Annotated in this window: 15 protein-coding genes; 5 read left to right on the top strand and 10 right to left on the bottom strand. The window is 60.7% G+C overall.

The window, feature by feature from the left end; translation table 11 throughout:
* Positions 1-203: 203 nt before the first annotated feature.
* From ABGT66_RS03045 to ABGT66_RS03015, 7 genes are all read right to left on the bottom strand, one after another.
* Complete coding sequence (locus ABGT66_RS03045) at positions 204-851, bottom strand: response regulator transcription factor (RefSeq protein WP_346688773.1); 648 nt, start codon at positions 849-851, stop codon at positions 204-206.
* Positions 848-1975: an ATP-binding protein gene (locus ABGT66_RS03040; protein WP_346688771.1), complete on the bottom strand. Its 1128-nt coding sequence runs from the start codon at positions 1973-1975 to the stop codon at positions 848-850. Before ABGT66_RS03040 ends, ABGT66_RS03045 begins: the two co-directional genes overlap by 4 nt.
* 44 nt (positions 1976-2019) lie before the next feature.
* Positions 2020-2784: a 4Fe-4S double cluster binding domain-containing protein gene (locus ABGT66_RS03035; protein WP_346688770.1), complete on the bottom strand. Its 765-nt coding sequence runs from the start codon at positions 2782-2784 to the stop codon at positions 2020-2022.
* A 170-nt stretch (positions 2785-2954) separates the two neighbouring features.
* The gene (locus ABGT66_RS03030) at positions 2955-3950 is read right to left on the bottom strand and encodes a hypothetical protein (protein ID WP_346688769.1); all 996 of its coding nucleotides are present in this window, start codon (positions 3948-3950) and stop codon (positions 2955-2957) included.
* Between the two features lie 24 nt (positions 3951-3974).
* Positions 3975-5495 carry a BCCT family transporter gene (locus ABGT66_RS03025; protein ID WP_346688767.1) on the bottom strand — a complete coding sequence of 507 codons (1521 nt, stop codon included), beginning with the start codon at positions 5493-5495 and terminating at the stop codon, positions 3975-3977.
* Positions 5496-5581: 86 nt separating this feature from the next.
* Positions 5582-6889 carry a glycine/betaine/sarcosine/D-proline family reductase selenoprotein B gene (locus ABGT66_RS03020; RefSeq protein ID WP_346689234.1) on the bottom strand — a complete coding sequence of 436 codons (1308 nt, stop codon included), beginning with the start codon at positions 6887-6889 and terminating at the stop codon, positions 5582-5584.
* A 10-nt stretch (positions 6890-6899) separates the two neighbouring features.
* Complete coding sequence (locus tag ABGT66_RS03015) at positions 6900-8207, bottom strand: glycine/sarcosine/betaine reductase component B subunit (protein ID WP_300262910.1); 1308 nt, start codon at positions 8205-8207, stop codon at positions 6900-6902.
* A 155-nt stretch (positions 8208-8362) separates the two neighbouring features.
* Between ABGT66_RS03015 and pgm the strand changes: the two genes are divergently transcribed.
* Together pgm and ABGT66_RS03005 are read left to right on the top strand one after the other, a co-directional pair.
* Positions 8363-10018 (top strand): phosphoglucomutase (alpha-D-glucose-1,6-bisphosphate-dependent), encoded by a 1656-nt coding sequence (pgm, locus tag ABGT66_RS03010; protein WP_346689232.1) that lies wholly within the window; start codon positions 8363-8365, stop codon positions 10016-10018.
* Between the two features lie 228 nt (positions 10019-10246).
* Entirely contained in the window at positions 10247-11017 is a 771-nt protein-coding gene (locus ABGT66_RS03005) for an SDR family NAD(P)-dependent oxidoreductase (RefSeq protein ID WP_294194105.1), read from the top strand.
* Between the two features lie 105 nt (positions 11018-11122).
* On the opposite strand, the gene ABGT66_RS03000 is transcribed toward ABGT66_RS03005, so the two are convergent.
* Positions 11123-11494 carry a metalloregulator ArsR/SmtB family transcription factor gene (locus tag ABGT66_RS03000; RefSeq protein ID WP_346688765.1) on the bottom strand — a complete coding sequence of 124 codons (372 nt, stop codon included), beginning with the start codon at positions 11492-11494 and terminating at the stop codon, positions 11123-11125.
* Between the two features lie 274 nt (positions 11495-11768).
* Between ABGT66_RS03000 and adhE the strand changes: the two genes are divergently transcribed.
* The 3 genes from adhE to ABGT66_RS02985 are packed head-to-tail and all read left to right on the top strand — an operon-like array spanning position 11769 to position 15409.
* A complete protein-coding gene (gene adhE, locus ABGT66_RS02995; protein ID WP_346688764.1) occupies positions 11769-14378 on the top strand; it encodes a bifunctional acetaldehyde-CoA/alcohol dehydrogenase in 2610 nt (869 codons plus the stop codon).
* A gap of 12 nt (positions 14379-14390) precedes the next feature.
* The gene (locus ABGT66_RS02990) at positions 14391-15140 is read left to right on the top strand and encodes a phosphotransferase (RefSeq protein ID WP_346688763.1); all 750 of its coding nucleotides are present in this window, start codon (positions 14391-14393) and stop codon (positions 15138-15140) included.
* A gap of 23 nt (positions 15141-15163) precedes the next feature.
* A complete protein-coding gene (locus ABGT66_RS02985) occupies positions 15164-15409 on the top strand; it encodes a (2Fe-2S) ferredoxin domain-containing protein (protein WP_294194101.1) in 246 nt (81 codons plus the stop codon).
* A gap of 692 nt (positions 15410-16101) precedes the next feature.
* Here ABGT66_RS02985 and ABGT66_RS02980 read toward each other — a convergent pair.
* Positions 16102-16905, bottom strand: coding sequence for an NAD(P)-binding domain-containing protein (locus tag ABGT66_RS02980; RefSeq protein ID WP_346688761.1), 804 nt, complete (start codon positions 16903-16905; stop codon positions 16102-16104).
* A gap of 155 nt (positions 16906-17060) precedes the next feature.
* Positions 17061-18254, bottom strand: coding sequence for an ornithine--oxo-acid transaminase (gene rocD, locus ABGT66_RS02975; protein WP_346688760.1), 1194 nt, complete (start codon positions 18252-18254; stop codon positions 17061-17063).
* Positions 18255-18322 lie beyond the last annotated feature (68 nt).

Here is an 18322-nt window from a genome sequence, read left to right as displayed (position 1 = left end):
TGCGCCGCCCACATTAGCGGAAAATCCCGAATTCCCCCGGCGCATTACCGGCGTCCTACTGGCGAGGCCTCTGGAGCCGCCGGCCTCCGCGTCAAGCGCGGGGCGACGGAACGGCCGTCTCCTATATAAAGTTCGGCAGGTATAAAATTTCCCGCGGGCGGCGAGCCGCGGCGCGGGAATATCGGTCTGAGAACAGCGCGTTTTCACTCCAGCGTCAGAAAGCCTTCGCGTATCGCGTAGCGCGTGAGCTCCGCCATGCTGTCGCAGCCGAGCTTGTCCATTATGCGGCGGCGGTGCGTGTCTACTGTGTTCTTGCTTATCGCGAGCGTGTCCGCGATCTGCTTCGCCGTCCGTCCCTTCACGAGCAGCGCGAGCACTTCGCGTTCGCGCTCAGAGAGCGGGTTCGAGTCGCGCGCGTCCTCGCTTCCGAGCAGGCGCAGATAGTCCTCGACGAGCACTGTGCACGCCTTCGGCGAGAGGAACACGTCGCCGCCGCGCACGGTGCGGATGGCTTCGAGCATAACCTCGGGCGAGCTTTCCTTCAGCACGTAGCCCCGCGCTCCGGCTTTGAGCCCCTCGGCGATGTAGCGGCGGTCGTTGTGCATCGAAATTATGATGACCGCTATGTTGTCCGCGGCCTCGCAGATTTTTTCGGTCGCGAGGATGCCGTTCATGCCGGGCATCGTCACGTCCATCAGCACCACGTCGGGGCGCAGCTCCAGCACCGCTTTGACCGCCTCGGCTCCGTCGGCCGCGGCTCCTGTTATTTCGAAGTCCTCTTCCTTAGTCAGAAGGCTGCGCAGCCCTTCGCGGAAAAGTTCGTGGTCGTCCGCCAGGAAAATTTTTATCATTCGGCTTCGCCGCCCTCCCCTTCTTCATTCGCGCGCAGTTTGAGCGGCGCGAGCATGGAGACGGTAGTCCCCGATTCGTTTGAAATTATGCGCAGCTCGCCGCCGATGTGCTCCAGCCGCTCCCTTATGCTGAACAGGCCGAGGCCGCCCTTCTTGCGTCCGCGCTTCTCCGCAAGCTCCGGGCTCATGCCGACGCCGTCGTCCTCGATGACGACCTGTATCTTGTTCGGCCCTCGGTTGACGCTTATGTGGACGGACTTGGCCTTCGCGTGCTTTATAACGTTTATCAGCACCTCGCGCGAGAGGCGGTAGAGTATGATGCAGACGGCGTCGTCCGCGGAATAGTCCTTCATGCTGCCGCGCGTCGTGACGTACCATTTTATGCCGCGCGGTATCAGAAGCTTGTCGGCGAGCGCCTCAAGCGCGGGCGTTATGCCGACCTCGAGCAGTATCGGAGGGCTGAGCTCGAAGATGAGCGCGCGGCTCTCGGTTATCATCTCTTCGGTCGCCCTGATGGAGTTGTCGATTATCAGCCCGGCCTCGCCGTCGCCGGTGTATATCTCTTTGAGCCTGCGGAGTTCGAGCATCAGCGCGAGCAGCGAGTGTCCTATGCTGTCGTGAAGGTCGGTCGCAATTTCGCGGCGCGTCGTCTCCTCGCTTATCGTCAGCTTCGTCGCGAGCTCGCGCAGCTTGGACTGGTATTCGAGCAGCGTCTTCTGCTTTTCCTTCAATTCCTCTTCGGACTTCTTGAGCTCCGTCATGTCGAGGAATATCGTCGCGGCCTTGCTCCCCGGCAGAGGAAAGGCTATGGCCTCAAGGTACTTGCCCGTGACCTCGCACTTGCTCTCCACCTGCACGGCGCGGTTCTCAATGACGCAGCGCTCTATTATCCCCGACCAGTGCGGCTCCACGTAGGGCCAGACCTCGCCGAAGGTTTTGCCTATCACGTCCTCGCGTTTTATCTTGTTGACGACCTCGTAGGCGTGGTTCACGTCGATGTAGCGTATGGCGCTCGAGCCCGCCACGCCGATATCCGGCTCTATTTTATAGAGCGCTATCGGGTTGAACTCCTGCTCGTAAAAAAACCTGGCGAATATGCCGTCCTGCTCTAAAATGCCGTCCATAGCCGTTTATAAAACCTTCTTTGCCTCAATAAATTACATTTATGTTACTTGCCAAACGGGCACGAACCGAGACAGAGGCCGCAGATGCCAATGCCGTAGACCGCCTCCACCTTGTCGAAGAAGTCGTAGCATTTTTGCACGTCTATGCGCGCGGAGAGCGGGTCCTTCTCGTCGAAGGCGCGCCCGTGAAGCGCGTGCGCGGGGCACGCGTCTATGCAGCTTCGGCACGAGCCGCAGCGGTTCTCTATCGGTGCGTCCGGCTCGAAGGGCGCGTCGGTCAGCACCGTGCCGAGGCGCAGCCGCGGGCCTACCTCCGGATTGACGAGACAGCAGCTCTTCCCTATCCAGCCGAGCCCCGCGTGCGCCGCGGCGAGCCTGTGGCTGAACACGTCGATTATCTCAAAGCCCAGCTTCGGCAGCTTCTCGCCCGCCTCGTCCGCCGCCGCGACGGCGTAGTGGAGCTTTTCCGGGTGCGCCGTAGGGCGGTAGTCCGTCGCGTCGAGCGGATAGGCGCGGAAACCCGCGCGCTGGAGCTTTATCGCGACAGCCGTGCTGATGCGCTCTATCTCGCGGTTCAGCATCAGGTATATGGTCTCGTAGTTCCGCGTCGGCCCTTTGAGCTGTTCGTTGACGACCTCTTTCGGGAAAAAGAGCGCGAACGACACGGCGCGCGGATATTCCGCGAAGGAATCGCCGTACGTCGCGCGCACGAAATCCGCGGCGGCGGTAAGGTCCGCTATGCCGCAGACGTCGGCTCCCTTCGCCCGCGTAAATTCGAGAATTTCTTCCTTCGTTACGTTCTTCTCCATGGCGATTCCTCCCCGCATCTGTTTTTTGATAAAGCCCAAAAACGACGAAAAGCGCCGCGCGCGAAGCGCGTCAAAAAAATTCGCGCGCGCCTGCGATAATAATACCCGTTTTTCCGCGCCTCCGCCATAAAAAACGGCCCGCGCCGAAGCGCGGGCCGAAAGCGTTGCGTTTAGATGTTTTCGTCTGCCCTGACTATATGCACCGTGTCCTCGCCGAACCAGTCGTAGTAGTTCGCCTTCGGTTCGCGCATACGGCGCAGCCGCTCGACGCTCGTCCCGATGATGTACATAGGCATCGCGGGTTCGATGAGGTTCTGTCCGTCCGCTGAATAACGCGCGCGGACTTCTTCGAGCTCCGCCTCCGTGTCGGCGGCGAGCACGAGTATCGTCCAGTTCTCCTGGTCCATCGAGTCGTCGTCGGCGTAGCCGGGGACGTAGACGCGGCGCTGGTCGAGCATGAAGAGGTGCAGCTTCCCTATCGCGTCGTATATATCCTCGGGCGTCTTGTCCGAGGTGCGCAGGAAGAAGAACCTGTCCGCGTCCTTGATGTGGAATATGTCGTCGGGCAGACGCTCGAGCTCGCGGTAGGCCTGGAAGTCGTAGCGGCCGCGCAGCACGAGGTTGAAGTTCACCGTGCCGACCTTCGCGCCGCTCTCCGCGCGCCATTCGTCAAGCGCCGCCTGTCCCGGCACGGGCTTGCCGCGCGAGGCCATGCCCCAGTCGGGGAAGCGTTTGAGGAATGACTTCACGAGCTTGTGCTCGGGCCATATATAGCGCGTCTTTCCTCCCTCGCGCGTCCAGAGCTCTTTGCGCGAGAGCTCGGGCGCGAACGGCAGAGTTTCGTCCACCGTGTACTCCTTGAGCCCCATCGGGAAGAGCCCAGTGAAGGCGCGGCAGTCCATCAGATGATAGAAGCGGTTGTTCCACAGCGCCTTCTCCGCGTTGAACTCGCCTATCGGGGAGACGGGAAGGAAGGACTCGCGCGCGAGCTTGACGCGCATTTTTTCTCCCGCGGCGGTGAGGACGTAGCCGTTCCCCGCCTCGGCGAGCAGCCCCTGCTCCGCGAGCTCGGCGAGCGAAGCGGCGTCCTCGCCCGCAAGGGCGGCCGTCTCTTCGTCCCAGCACGGGAACTTTTCTTCGTACAAAAGCAGAGTCTGTTCCGACATATCTTTCCTTCCCCTTTTATTTTTTTACTTCAGCTGCGCTTTCTTCTCTTCGCTGAGAAGGACCTTATAGAACGCGACGCACGAGCAGACCATGATCAGCGAGAAGGGCATGGCCGCGGCGAGCGAGACGGTCTGGAGGTTCTGAAGTCCGCCGGTGAGAAGAAGAACCATAGCGAGAGCGCCCATGAGGATGCCCCAGACGAACATCTTGCTCTTCGGCGGGTTCAGCGAGCCTTCCGTCGAGTACATCGAGAGGACGTAGGTGCCGGAGTTCGCCGAGGTGACGAAGAAGGTCACGATGAGCACGAGCATGAGGACGGACATCGCAAAGCCGCCCGTGTAGTTGAGGAACATCTTGAATATACCGACCGAGATGTCCTGAAGGACCGCGGCGGAGATGTTGATTTTGTCGACGAGCTCGAGCTTAAGCGCGGAGGTTCCGAAGATGCCGAACCAGGTGAGGCTTCCGAGCGCGGGGACGATGAGGACGCCGGCGATGAACTCGCGGATTGTGCGTCCGCGCGAGATACGCGCGATGAAGGAGCCGGAGAAGGGCGCCCACGCAATCCACCAGGCCCAGTAGTAGAGCGTCCAGTTGCGGAGGTGATCCTCGTAGCCGCCGCCGTAAGGCGCGGTCATGAAGGATTCCTTGATGAGGCCGCTGACGTAGTCGCCGAAGCTCATGACCGTCGAGTTGAGTATCGCAAGCGTCGGGCCGACGCAGAAGAGCGCCGCCATAATGACGAAGCAGATGCGGATGTTCCAGTCGGCGACGAACTTGATTCCCTTGTCTATGCCGAGCACCGCAGAGCCGGTGTAGAGGAATACGAGGAAGGCGATGATTAAGAGCTGCACTATCGTCGTCTGCGGGATACCGAAGAGTTCTTTCAGTCCGCTGTTGAGCTGGAGCGTGCCGAGGCCGAGCGAGGTCGTAAGTCCCGCGAGCGTCGCGAATATCGCGAGGATGTCGACGGTCTTTCCGAAGGCGCCGCGCACGCGCTCCTCACCGACGAGCGGGATGAAGATCGTGCTTATAAGTCCGGGCGCGTTGTGGCGGAACTGGTAGTAGGCGAGCGGAAGGGCGATGACGGAGTATCCGGCCCAGGGATGGAGCCCCCAGTGGAAGACCGTTATCTGCATAGCGTCGCGCGCGGCCTGAATGGAGCCGGGCTCAGCGCCGAGCGGGGTCGAGCCGAAGTAGAAGAGCGGCTCGGCGGCTCCGTAGAAGACGAGGCCGACGCCCATACCGGCCGAGAAGAGCATCGCGACCCACGAGAGGTTGCTGTACTCGGGGCGGGAATCCTCGGGGCCGAGGCGCATTTTGCCGAAGCGGCTGCATCCGATGAAGAGGCAGAAGGCGACGAAGATGTTCATCGTAAGCAGATAGCCCCAGCCGTAGTATTTTGTAAGGCCGCCGTTGAGCGCCTTGGCGAACGCGCCGAAGCTGTCCGGGGAAATGAGGCCCCAGGCGACGACGGCTATGGTAATCACGAGAGAAACTATGTATACGGAATTGCTCTTAGTTTCTGAGCTGTTGCTTGCCATGGCTAAAAGTTACTCCTTTCACAATGCTGAGGAACGAAAAGCCCCCGGAGAGCGGAGGAATGCGTCGCTCTCCGGAGGATGTACCGTTATATTTTGAATACCGTCGGTCCTTCGACTTCTTTCGTGAGGGCGTCGAGCGCGACTTCCACACGGTGGGTGCGGAGCGTCCACTCTTCTTCCTTGGAAAGGTTCGGATCTCCGAGCGGATAGGGGACGGAGACCGTCGGGACTATCCTGTTGGAGCCGACCGTCTTGGCAACGTCGAGGAGGTTGCACATGACGACGACGGGGATGCCTGTACGCTCGATTTCTCTAGCCATCGTTGCACCGCAACGAGTACAGGTTCCTCAGGTGGCGGTGAGGATCACGGCGTCGACGCCCGCGGCGTGCAGCTCGGCGGCTATCTCTTTACCGAACTTCGCGGCGAAGTTCTGCGTGGTTCCCGTTCCGACCGTTACATAGTAGTAGTCGTAGAGTTTCTTGAATTTGCCCTGCTTCTCGAAGAAGCGCATCGCGTCCACGGGAACTCCGCGGTCGGGGACTGCGCACATGGCCGCGGGGTCGAATCCGGCGTGAATCGTTTTGAATTCGGTCGGCGGCAGGCAGTCTTTACCGGCGATGTTGTACTTGCCCCACTTCTGAGCGGAAGCGCTCTGGATGTGGTCGGGGTTGTCGAGGGGTACGACGCCGCTCGAGGAGACGAGCGCTATCGTGCACTGGCTGAGGTCCTTGACTGCGGGTGCAGGCGGGACCTTGTCGGTCTTCGGGATGACGAGCTCGGTCTGGAAGGGCTCGCCGTTGAGCTTCTTGACGAGCATGTCGATGACGCGGTCGGCGGCCATGACGTTGCCCGGAGCGGGGATTTCGCTGCGGATTCCGCGCGGGAAATAGCCTTCCTCAGCCGCGGGAAGGAGCTGCTCGCCCTTCGCTATCTTCTCGGCGTACTTCGCCATAGCGGTGAGGTCGTCCTTCATGAAGGTCGCCTTGCGTCCGCCCTTGAAAATCGGGAACTCGGTTCTGTACTCGGCGACGCCGGGGTTCTCTTCGTTCATCGAGCTGAAGACGGGAACGTTGTAGCGCTCCTTGACGGCCTTGCAGATGATGCCGCAGCCTACGCCGTAGCGTCCGGCCATGAACGCCGGGCCCGCGAAGAACATGTCGAACTCTTTGCCGTCGAGCCACGCGAATATCTCTTTGAGAGCCTCTTCGGTGTGGTTGGTGATGTAGTTGTCGCCGCAGACGATGGTGTTCGTGACTTCGACGTCCGGCATCATGCCGTTGAGCATCATCGAGCAGCCGATTATGCCGTCGTGGAATATCGGCTTCGCGTCCGCCGCGTCCTCACCGCCGACCTGTCCGAAGAACTGGTTGATATAATGTATAGCCTTCATTATTCCGTCCTCCTTAGAAATCGGCGCAGCTTCTGCGCGAGTAGCCGCTGATGTGGTTGGCGCAGAACATTCCGTTGTTTTCCATTACGCAGCTGCCGTCGGGGTTGATGCAGCCTTCCCAGCCGCCGGAGTTTCCGTCGCGCGCGAGCGCTTCAAGCTCTCCGATGACCTCCATCGCGGGCATCTCGTAGAACTGCGAGACGTTTCCGGTGGTGACGAGGGCGTCGGTGGCGGGGTTCATCGAAACGAGCGGCTGCGAAGCGCCGTCGCGTCCGGTGGCCTCGTCGGAGAGTCCTATCGTCTTGATGCCGAGGCGCTCAAGCTCGACGAGCATCGCCGTGTAGTCGACGTCGGGGTTGCCGTAGCCTTCTTCGGCGACGACCGCGCCCTGCGCGCCTATCGCGACCGCTATCTGGCCCGCGATCTGTACGCAGCGCTGCTTCTCTTCCATCTTCGGGTTCAGCGTCGACATGATGACGCCGAGGAAGTTGATGGTCTTGCCGTGCTCGGCGTAGAGGCGCTTGAGCATCGGGTTCGTCGAGAACTCGTAGGTGGAAATCTTCGAGGAGCTCGGCATGAAGCTTCCGGAGACGAGGCATCCGTCGAGGAGCTCGTTCGGGTGCATGAGCGTCGGGAGCATTCTGTTGCCGTCCCATCCGTAGATGAGCGTGTTGTAGCCGAGGGCTTCCATCTGCGTCTGCGGCTGGAGCACGTAGACGACGCCGGGGAGCTTCTTGACCTCTTCGCTGCGCTCAGCAAGCGGCGGCAGCTCGTAGGTGTCTATCTCTTCCGGCTCCATGTCGCGCACGCACTCGGCGATGTGCTCGGCGAGGCGGAGCGTCGCCCAGCGGATAGCGTGGTTGCGCTTCTGCTGCTCGCGCTGCTCGTCAAGCTCGTCGGTGTCGGCGATGAGGACGAGGTTCGGCATGTCGCCCCAGATCGTGTAGTGCTGGTAGGGGCCGCCCATGTCGAGAAGTCCGTCCTGGAATCCGCCCCAGTGCTTGCCGACGGAAAGGAGCGAAACGCCGTCGAGGACGTGCGTCCTTCCCATGCCCGCCTGTCCGAGCGGCGAGGTTACGCCGGGATAGGCGCCTTCTCCGCCGCTGACCTTGCAGCGGAACTCGACAGAATCCTTAACGGGGCAGAGCCTCACCATATCGCCGGGGTGCACGATCCTGAGATCGGCGTCGGTGATGTGCTTGTCCTCGCGGACGCACGCGAGAGCGTCGTCCTTATCTACGGTAAGAACGCCGTTCGCGTAAGCCGTTTTGTCGCCAAAGACTATGTCCTTGACCATGAATTTTCCAATTTCCAGCTTCATAGTTTTCCTCCTTTTTCTGCCAGAAATATAAAACTCAACTGCTTGCCGGAGTTTAACAAAATAGTGAACGACTTAACAATGACGAAAAAAGTGACGGCTTTGTAACGTTTTGCGTGACACGGGACGTAAAATCGCACAAATCGGAAATTTGAGCTATCATAGACGCAGCAAGGAAACATATAAAACAGGCAGGGGGACATCAGATGGAAAAACGTCCGGAGATCAACATTCCAAGGCTTATGACGGCCTACTACACCGAGCATCCAGACGCCGGAGAGAAGGACCAGCGCGTCGCCTTCGGCACGTCCGGCCACCGCGGCACGTCGCTGAAGCGCAGCTTCAACGAGGACCACATAGCCGCGATATCGCAGGCGATATGCGAGTACCGCGCCGGAAAGGGCATCGCTGGGCCGCTCTTCATGGGCATGGACACGCACGCGCTCTCCGAGGCGGCGCTGCGCACCGCGGCGGAGGTCTTCGCCGCGAACGGCGTCGAGCTGCGCATGCAGGAGGGCTTCACCTACACGCCGACGCCCGTCGTCTCGCACGCGATACTGACGTGGAACGCCGCGAAGCACGGCACGACGGCGGACGGCGTCGTCATCACGCCTTCGCACAACCCGCCCAGCGACGGCGGCTTCAAGTACAACCCGCCGAGCGGCGGCCCCGCGGGGACGGACGTGACGAAATGGATAGAGAACCGCGCGAACGAAATCCTCGCGAACGGCCTGAAGGAGGTCAAGCGCGTACCGTTCGAGCGCGCCGTCAAAGCGCCGAACGTCGGCTTCGTCGACTACGTGCAGGGCTACGTCGCGGGCCTCGGCGAGATTATAAAGATGGAGGCGATTGCCGCCTCGGGCCTCAAGATAGGCGCGGACCCGCTCGGCGGCTCGGGCATATACTTCTGGGAGCCGATAGCCGAGAAGTACGGTCTCAACATCGAGGTCGTCAACAAGGCCGTCGACCCGACCTTCTCCTTCATGCCGCTCGACCACGACGGCAAGGTGCGCATGGACTGCTCGTCGCCGTGGGCGATGGCGAAGCTCGTCGCGCTTAAGGACAAATACGACGTGGCCTTCGGCAACGACCCCGACTACGACCGCCACGGCATCGTGACGAAGGCGGGGCTGATGAAGCCGAACGCATATCTCGCGGTCGCCGTCGAATACCTCTTCACGCACAGGCCGCTATGGAGCGCGGATGCGATGACAGGCAAGACGCTCGTCTCTAGCTCCATCATAGACCGCGCCGCGGCGGGCGTCGGGCGTAAAATCTACGAAGTCCCCGTCGGCTTCAAATGGTTCGTCGACGGGCTGCTCTCCGGCTCGCTCGCCTTCGGAGGCGAGGAGAGCGCGGGCGCGTCGTTCCTGCGCATGGACGGCAGCGTCTGGAGCACCGACAAGGACGGCTTCATAATGAGTCTGCTCGCCGCCGAAATCACCGCCGTAACGGGAAAGAGCCCCTCGGAGCTCTACGACGCGATGACGGCGCGCTACGGCTGCCCCTGCTACTCGCGCAAGGACGCGCCCGCGACGCGCGAGGAGAAGGACAAATTAAAGAAACTCTCCCCCACCGACGTGACCGCCGAAACGCTCGCGGGCGAGAAGATAACGGCGAAGCTGACCAACGCGCCCGGCAACGGCGCGCCGATAGACGGCCTCAAGGTGACGACGGAGAACGGCTGGTTCGCCGCGCGCCCCTCCGGCACCGAGGACATCTACAAAATCTACGCGGAAAGCTTCAAGGGCGAGGAACATCTCGAAAAGATAAACGAAGAGGCGCGCGCGATAGTCGCGAAGGCGATAGCGTAGCGCAAACGACAAATTACAAAACCGGCGGAGGGCCTCGGCTCCCCCGCCGGTTTTTTTGCACCCTCGCAACTCCGTCCTACATATACCTCAAAGGCATAGCCAGCCTATAAATACTAAGCATTTGCTATTCGTCCTGCGCGGGATTAGACTTTCCGCAGTTACGGGGAACGCGGACAAAAACCGCAAAACCGCCGAAAAGAAAAAATCAGACAAAGGAGAAATATATCGATGGACGCAAAAATGCTTGATGGCAAGGTAGCGATAATAACGGGCGCGAGCTACGGCATGGGGCGCACGATGGCGGAGCTCTTCGCAGAAGAGGGCGCGTCGGTGGTAATTACGGCGCGCGGCAAAGAAAAGCTCGACGAGGTCGTTAAGGCGATAAACGACAGGGGCGGCAGGGCCGTCGGCGTAGTCGCCGACACCTGCTCGACCGAGGACACGAAGCGCGTATTCGAGACGGCGCTGCGCGAGTTCGGCGACGTGGACATTCTCATCAACAACGCGGGAATAGGCGAGCAGAAGCTCATCGACGAGACCGACGACGAGTGGATGCTCTACGTCATGAACACCAACCTCGGCGGCCCGATGCGCTACATCCGCGAGGCGCTCAAAATCTTCCTGCCGAAGAACGACGGCGTCATCATCAACATCTCGTCGGTCAACGGCACACGCCCCTTCTGCGGCGCGACATACACCTCGACGAAAGGCGCACTCAACACGTTGACGAAAAACGTCGCGATGCGCCTAATCGACACAAACATCCGCTGCAACGCCGTAGCGCCCGGCGCGACGATAACGCCCGCACACCTCGCAAACAAGGCGGGCGAACAGCCCGGCGGCGCGGAGATGCTCAAATACAGCGGACACTTCGTCTACTTCCCCGGCCCCGAGTGCGAGGCGATAGACCAGGCCTACGCCTGCCTCTACCTCGCAAGCAAAATGGGCCGCGCCGTGCGCGGGCAGGTACTCCAGGTCTGCAACGGCGCGTTTCTCTAAGAATGACGAAAGCGCAGACTTCTCCGCTCTTTCACGCTGCCGCCACAAGAAGAGGGCGCGCCCGCACGGACGCGCCCTCTTCTTATATTTATCTCTTTGTGCGTTTCAGTCGTCCTCGCTCGGACAGGCTATCTCGAACATCGCGTCGATGGTGCGGTGCAGAAGCCGCGCCTTGTCGCTCGCGGCAAGTGTGTAGTAGACCTCCTTGCCGCTGCGCTTCGCGCTGACGAGGCCGTCCGCGCGCAGGACGCGCAGGTGGTGCGACACGGCGGAGTCGCTCATGCCGACGGCGCGCGCGATCGCGCCGACGCTCGCCGTCGTATGGCAGAGCAGCCACAGTATGCGCAGCCGCGTGCAGTCCGAAATCTGCTGAAAGACGGAGGCGACCTGCCCGAAGGACTCCTCCTTCGGCATCTTCTCCGCAAGCTCCTCAATCGAAGCCATCTTATGATGCTCGCGCGCTCTTTCTTCGTCCACAGCCTCCGCCTCCTTTCCCGACGGCCGTCCGGAATTCCGCGTTAAAAGATAGCAGTTTAGTTTTTCGCTGTCAAACCGCGCGCGCGCCGAAGCTTTGCGCCGCGGCCGCACGTTTATGGATAATGTCATATCGATATTGGTATAGCGATATACTCTTTTCCGTATCTTCTGCTTCCGCGCTTTCTCCTGTATCATGTCCTCAGTGAGTTTGAGATTTTTTTCACTTAAACGCGCGGCGAATTTTCGTCCGGGCAAGAAAGGACGGGAGTGTAATATGGAGCAGGACAACAGGAGCATGACGGTCGACAGTCTCGAAACGCTCGAGGCGCGGATGGCCGAGGTGCGCGAGGCGCAGAGGAAGTTCGCGACGTACACGCAGGAGCAGGTCGACAAAATTTTCCTCGCGGCTGCGGTCGCGGCGGACAAGGCGCGCATTCCGCTCGCGCGCGCGGCGTTTGAAGAGACCGGCATGGGAGTGCTCGAGGACAAGATTTTCAAAAACCACTTCGCAGCCGAGTACATCTACAACTATTACAAGAACGTCAAAACCTGCGGCGTCATCGAAGAGGACAAGGAGTTCGGCACGCAGAGGATAGCGGAGCCGGTCGGCGTGATAGCCGCCGTCATTCCGACGACGAACCCGACCTCGACGGCGATTTTCAAGACGCTGCTTGCGCTCAAGACGCGCAACGGAATGATAATCAGCCCGCACCCGCGCGCGAAGAGCTCGACGATTCTCGCGGCGAAGACGATTCTCGACGCGGCGGTCGCGGCGGGAGCGCCCGAGGGCATCATCGGCTGGATAGACGTTCCGTCGCTCGAGCTGACGAACGCCGTCATGCGCGGCGCGGATCTGATACTCGCGACTGGCGGCCCTGGCATGGTGAAGGCCGCGTATTCCAGCGGAAAGCCCGCGCTCGGCGTCGGCCCCGGCAACACGCCCGCGGTTATAGACGAGAGCGCCGACATACTGCTCGCCGTCAACTCAATCATTCATTCAAAAACCTTCGACAACGGCATGATATGCGCCTCGGAGCAGTCGGTCATCGCCGTCGATTCGATTTACGACAAGGTCAAGGCCGAGTTCGCCGCGCGCGGATGCTGGTTCCTCGACAAAGAGGAGACGGAGCGCGTGCGCAAGACGATAATCGTCAACGGCGGCGTCAACGCGGCGATAGTCGGGCAGAAGGCGCACAAGATAGCCGCGATGGCGGGCGTCGAGGTCCCCGAGAGCACGAAGATACTCATCGGCGAGGTCGAGAGCGTAGACATCAGCGAGGAGTTCGCGCATGAAAAGCTCTCGCCCGTGCTCGCGATGTACCGCGCCGCGGACTTCAAGGACGCCGTCGCGAAGGCGGAGCGCCTTGTCGCGGACGGCGGCTTCGGCCACACCTCGGCGGTCTACCTCAACGTCGTGACGGAGCGCGAAAAGCTCGACTACTTCAAGGCGCACATGAAGACGGGCCGCGTCCTCGTCAACACGCCCTCGTCGCAGGGCGGCATAGGCGACGTCTACAACTTCGACACGACGCCCTCGCTCACGCTCGGCTGCGGCTCGTGGGGCGGCAACTCCGTCTCGGAGAACGTCGGCGTGAAACACCTGCTCAACATCAAGACCGTCGCCGAAAGGAGAGAGAACATGCTCTGGTTCCGCACGCCGCAGAAAACATACATAAAGAAGGGCTGCCTGCCGGTCGCGCTGCGCGAGCTCAAGGAAGTGCTCGGCAAAAAGAAGGTATTCATAGTAACCGACAGCTTCCTCTACAACAACGGCTACACGAAGGTGATAACCGACCGCCTCGACGAAATGGGCATAAAGCACGCGACATTCTTCGACGTGGCCCCCGACCCGACGCTCGCCTGCGCGCGCGAAGGCGCGAAGGCGATGACGGACTTCGGCCCCGACTGCATAATAGCGGTCGGCGGCGGCTCCGCGATGGACGCCGGCAAAATCATGTGGGTGCTCTACGAGCATCCCGAAGCGGACTTCATGGACATGGCGATGCGCTTCGCCGACATCAGAAAGCGCGTCTACACCTTCCCGAGGATGGGCGAAAAGGCGTACTTCATCGCCGTGCCGACCTCCGCGGGTACAGGCTCCGAGGTGACGCCCTTCGCGGTAATCACCGACGAAAAGAGCGGCGTCAAATACCCGCTCGCCGACTACGAGCTGATGCCCAACATGGCGATAGTCGACGCCGACATGATGATGAACGCGCCGAAGGGGCTGACCGCGGCCTCCGGCATCGACGCCGTCACCCACGCGCTCGAGGCATACGCCTCGCTGATGGCGACGGAGTTCACCGACGCTATGGCTCTGCGCTCGCTGCGCTCGATATTCGACTACCTGCCGCGCGCCTACGACGACGGCGCGAACGACCCCGTCGCGCGCGAAAAAATGGCCCACGCCGCGACGATGGCGGGCATGGCCTTCGCCAACGCATTCCTCGGCGTCTGCCACTCGATGGCGCACAAGCTCGGCGCCTTCCACCACCTGCCCCACGGCGTCGCTAACGCTCTGATGATAGAATACGTGCTGAGATACAACGCCGCCGAAGTTCCGGCGAAGATGGGGACCTTCCCGCAGTACGCCTACCCGCACACGCTCGCGCGCTACGCGGAAATCGCGAACTATCTCGGCCTCGCGGGAAGCACCGACGAAGAAAAGCTCGAAAGTCTCATCGCCGCGGTACACGCGCTCAAAGAGCGCGTCGGCATAAAGAACGCGATAAAAGACTACGGCATAGCGGAAGAGGACTTCCTCGCGACGCTCGACGAAATGACCGAGCAGGCCTTCGACGACCAGTGCACCGGCGCGAACCCGCGCTATCCGCTGATGTCCGAGATAAAAGAAATGTATCTCAAAGCCTATTACGGTAAATAGGAGGGAGAGGCAATGAAGCTCGAAAGGATAATAGCGGTCCGCACCTCAAAGACCGTCTACCGCGACGGAGAGCTCTGCATCAAGGTATTCGGGGACGACTACGCGAAAAGCAGAATCCTCGCGGAAGCCGCGACCCACGCGAAAATCGAGGAAACGGGGCTCGACGTTCCGAAAATACTCGAAGTAACCAAGACAGAGGGCAAATGGGCGATAGTCTCCGAATTTATAGCCGGAAAGACGATCGAACGCCTCATGGACGAAGAGCCCGAGAAGCGCGGAGAATACATGAGCCGCTTCGTCGACGCGCAGCTCCGCATAAATTCGACGAAAGCGCGCGGCCTCGCCAAGCTCAAGGAGCGCATAGAAGAAAGCCTCTTCGAAGCGGGCCTCTCCTCCGCGACGCTCTACGACCTCCACATGAAGCTCGAATCGCTGCCGCAGGGCGACAAGGTCTGCCACGGCGACTTCGCGCCGAGCAACCTCATAGCCTGCGGCGACGGCAGAGACTGCGCCGTTGACTGGTCGCGCGCCGCGCAGGGCTCCCCCGAGGCCGACGCCGCCCGCACATATCTGCTCTTCTGGCTGAACGGCGAGATAGACGGCGCGGAAGAATACCTCGAGCTCTACTGCGCCAAGAGCGGTCTGCCGAAATCCGCCGTGCAGGCGTGGATACCGCTGCGCGCCGCGGAGCGCCTCGCCGCAGGACGCGCCGAAGAGGCGGAATTCCTGCGCCACTGGACCAACGTCGCCGATTACGAATAGCGAGCCGAAGGAAGGTAAATGAAATGATAAAAATCAAAGTCTGCATAGGAAGCGCCTGCCACGTAAAAGGCTCGCGCCGCGTAGTCGAAGGGCTCCAGTACCAGATAGCCGAGCGCAAGCTCAAAGACAAAATCAACCTCGGCGGCGTCTTCTGCATGGGCCGCTGCCAGGAAGGCGTCTGCGTCACCGTCGACGACAAATTCTACTCAGTCTCCCCGGACAAGGTAACGGAATTCTTTGAAACAGAAGTCCTGCCGCTGGTGAAGTAGCGCGGACTGCACAACACCAATAGGGCGGAGAGCCTCGGCTCCCCGCCTCTTTTTTATACGCCGTACAGCCGGACGGCGGAGACGGCCCCGACGCTTGCGAACAGGCATAAAAACATCCGCGTCTTTTGAGCACGCGTGAGTTGAAATGCTTATATTGCGACACGCACAAACAGCGCAAAAGGAAGAGGCTCTAGCCTCTCCTTTTGTTTTCACTGCCTAACGATTTCACGCGCGGCGTCTTAACTTGTATTGTATAATGTTCGCGGAAGGGCCCTGGCAGTATAGCCGGGAACTGCCGAGCAACGGGATTCCCTCGGCTAGGAAGGAGGGAACCGGATGGCAAAAAACGAAAAAGGCCGCTCATCTTATGAATGGGCGACCCTAATCGTCAAGCTGCTAACGGCGCTCGCGGCGCTTATTGCAGCTCTTGCGGAGTTTCTCCGCTAACGCCACTGAACACTTGGCCTTAAACGTCTAGGCTGAGTCCGAAGCTCAGCTAGGCAGGCCGGAGAGGAGATTTCCCGCTACCCTTCCGCGGGCCTCTCTCTTCCTATCTCGTATTATACCATCATTTGAGTTTCACGCCATCGCCGCGCTTTTGACGCGGCTTTATAACACGTTGCTGTTTCGTAACATTTTCCGTTCCCGGCCGAGTTCGCCCTTCCGCCTCAATCCGCGGCGTTTTCCGCGAATCAGCGCGCGCCGTCCTTCCCCATCGAGTTGTACCGCTCGTACACCTTTTCGAGGACTTCGCGCCATTCGCCGTAGAAGCCGCGCTTGCGCAGGAGCTTCAGGCCGAGTTCGTTGACGCCGCCTGGGGTGGAATTTTCGACGAGGAACTTCTCCACGTCCTCGCCGCAGTCGGTGCGCATGAAGGAGGAGAGCGTTTCGTTCATTATCGACGAGTAGTCGAGCGCGGTGCGAAAGTCGAGGCCCTTGTCTATGCCCCAGCGGACGCTTTCGGCGAGCAGCGCGTAGTAGGGCACCATCATGCCCGTGACGGGGCCGAGTATCTCAAGCTCGCGCTCGCTCTTTACGCGCACGAGCGTACCTATGAGCGACATGAGCTGCGCGAGCGTTTCGTCCTCGCCGTAGAAGAGCAGAGGCCCGGTGCGCCGCGCCGCGAAGGGCAGCGGTATCGCGCGCGCCGCGCTTTTCGCCGGGGCGTAGAGCGCGAGCGAGTCGGCGAGCTTCGCGCCGCCGGTTATGTGCATGACGCGCTGGTCCGCGCGGAAGCGCAGCGCGCGCACTACGGCCTCGTGCTGCTGCGGCAGCACGCATATAAAGACTACGTCGGAGCCGTCGGCGGCGGCCTGGTTCGATTCGTGTACGGAAATTCTGTCGGGGAAGAGTTTTTTCAGCGCGTCGGCCTTTTCGCGGTTTTTATGTACCGTGAGGTTGATTCCGCCCGAGAAGTCGGGCGAGGCGCAGAAGCCGCGCACCATTGCGGAGGCAATGCCGCCAGTGCCGATGAAGCCCAATGTCAAATCTATCATAAACAACACCGCCGTTCGATAAGTTTACGGCGATTATACAACATGCGGCGGGCGCGCAGAATATGCGCGGCTTCCGCGAAGGTGCGCGCATATGAAAGGGGCGCGCCGCTCGGGCGCGCCCCTTCTGAGGAAACGGAAAGGCAGGCGAATTAGTCTTATTTCGCGAATGCTTTTTTGATGCCTTCGACGGCTTTGTCTATCTGCTCGTAGGTGATGACGATCGGCGGCGCGAAGCGGATGGTGCGCTCGTGCGTCTCTTTCGCAAGTACGCCGTTCGCGATGAGCTTCTTGACGTAGGGCGCGGCGTTGACGGTGAACTCTACGCCGATGAGGAGGCCCGAGCCGCGGACTTCCATTATTTCGGGGTTGTCTATCTCGCGCAGCTTCTGCATGAAGTAGTTGCCCTTCTCTTCGGCCTGCTTCGGATAGTTGTCGCGGACGAGGATTTCCATCGCCTTGATGGAGACGGCGCAGGCGAGCGGGTTTCCGCCGAAGGTGGAGCCGTGCGTGCCGGGCGTGTAGACGCCGAGGACGTCCTTGTTGGCAGCGACAGCGGATATCGGCATTACGCCGCCGCCGAGGGCCTTGCCGAGGATGTACATGTCGGGGACGACTTCCTCGAACTCGCAGGCGAACATGCGGCCCGTGCGCGCGAAGCCGGTCTGGACTTCGTCGGCGATGAAAAGGATGTTGTGCTTCGTGCAGATTTCGCGGACTTCCTTGAGGTAGCCCTTGGGCGGGACGATTATTCCGGCTTCGCCCTGTATCGGCTCGGCGAGGAAGGCGACGGTGTTCGGCGTGATGGCCTCTTCGAGGGCCTTGGCGTCGCCGTATTTGACGATTTTAAAGCCGGGGCAGTACGGGCCGTAGTTGATGCGCGCGTCGGGGTCGGTCGAGAAGCTGATGATGGCGATGGTGCGCCCGTGGAAGTTGTTCTCGCAGACGATGATTTCCTGCTTGCCGTTCTCGACGCCCTTCTTCTCCACGCCCCAGCGGCGCGCGGTCTTGAGCGCGGTTTCGACGGCTTCGGCTCCGGTGTTCATCGGGAGGATCATTTCTTTGCCGGTCAGCCCGCAGAGCTTCTCATAGAAGTCACAGAGCACCGAGTTGTGGAAGGCGCGCGAGGTGAGCGTGACCTTGTCGAGCTGCTGCTTCGCCGCTTCGATTATCTCGGGGTGGCGGTGGCCGAAGTTCAGCGCCGAGTAGGCGGAGAGCATGTCGAAGTATTCGCGTCCCTCGGGGTCGCGGACCATTACGCCGTCGGCTTCGACTATAACGACGTCCTTCGGATGATAGTTGTGTGCGCCGAGTTCGTTTGTCTTGTCGATGATCTGCTGAGTGCTGAGCATTGTGTCGTCCTCCTTGTAAATTTTTATTGTGAACTTAGTAATTGCCGGTGTTTATTTTTTCTTGCTGA

This window comes from uncultured Cloacibacillus sp. (assembly GCF_963926575.1).
GTDB lineage: Bacteria > Synergistota > Synergistia > Synergistales > Synergistaceae > Caccocola > Caccocola faecigallinarum.
The sequence above is the reverse complement of the archived record's forward strand: the minus strand, read 5'-3'. Positions and strand labels throughout refer to the sequence as shown.

What these genes read in the sequence shown, in the direction of transcription:
- ABGT66_RS03045 (WP_346688773.1), bottom strand. Translation starts at nt 851, where the DNA reads ATGATAAAAATTTTCCTGGCGGACGACCACGAACTTTTCCGCGAAGGG.
- ABGT66_RS03040 (WP_346688771.1), bottom strand. Translation starts at nt 1,975, where the DNA reads ATGGACGGCATTTTAGAGCAGGACGGCATATTCGCCAGGTTTTTTTAC.
- ABGT66_RS03035 (WP_346688770.1), bottom strand. Translation starts at nt 2,784, where the DNA reads ATGGAGAAGAACGTAACGAAGGAAGAAATTCTCGAATTTACGCGGGCG.
- ABGT66_RS03030 (WP_346688769.1), bottom strand. Translation starts at nt 3,950, where the DNA reads ATGTCGGAACAGACTCTGCTTTTGTACGAAGAAAAGTTCCCGTGCTGG.
- ABGT66_RS03025 (WP_346688767.1), bottom strand. Translation starts at nt 5,495, where the DNA reads ATGGCAAGCAACAGCTCAGAAACTAAGAGCAATTCCGTATACATAGTT.
- ABGT66_RS03015 (WP_300262910.1), bottom strand. Translation starts at nt 8,207, where the DNA reads ATGAAGCTGGAAATTGGAAAATTCATGGTCAAGGACATAGTCTTTGGC.
- ABGT66_RS03005 (WP_294194105.1), top strand. Translation starts at nt 10,247, where the DNA reads ATGGACGCAAAAATGCTTGATGGCAAGGTAGCGATAATAACGGGCGCG.
- adhE (WP_346688764.1), top strand. Translation starts at nt 11,769, where the DNA reads ATGGAGCAGGACAACAGGAGCATGACGGTCGACAGTCTCGAAACGCTC.
- ABGT66_RS02990 (WP_346688763.1), top strand. Translation starts at nt 14,391, where the DNA reads ATGAAGCTCGAAAGGATAATAGCGGTCCGCACCTCAAAGACCGTCTAC.
- ABGT66_RS02985 (WP_294194101.1), top strand. Translation starts at nt 15,164, where the DNA reads ATGATAAAAATCAAAGTCTGCATAGGAAGCGCCTGCCACGTAAAAGGC.
- ABGT66_RS02980 (WP_346688761.1), bottom strand. Translation starts at nt 16,905, where the DNA reads ATGATAGATTTGACATTGGGCTTCATCGGCACTGGCGGCATTGCCTCC.
- rocD (WP_346688760.1), bottom strand. Translation starts at nt 18,254, where the DNA reads ATGCTCAGCACTCAGCAGATCATCGACAAGACAAACGAACTCGGCGCA.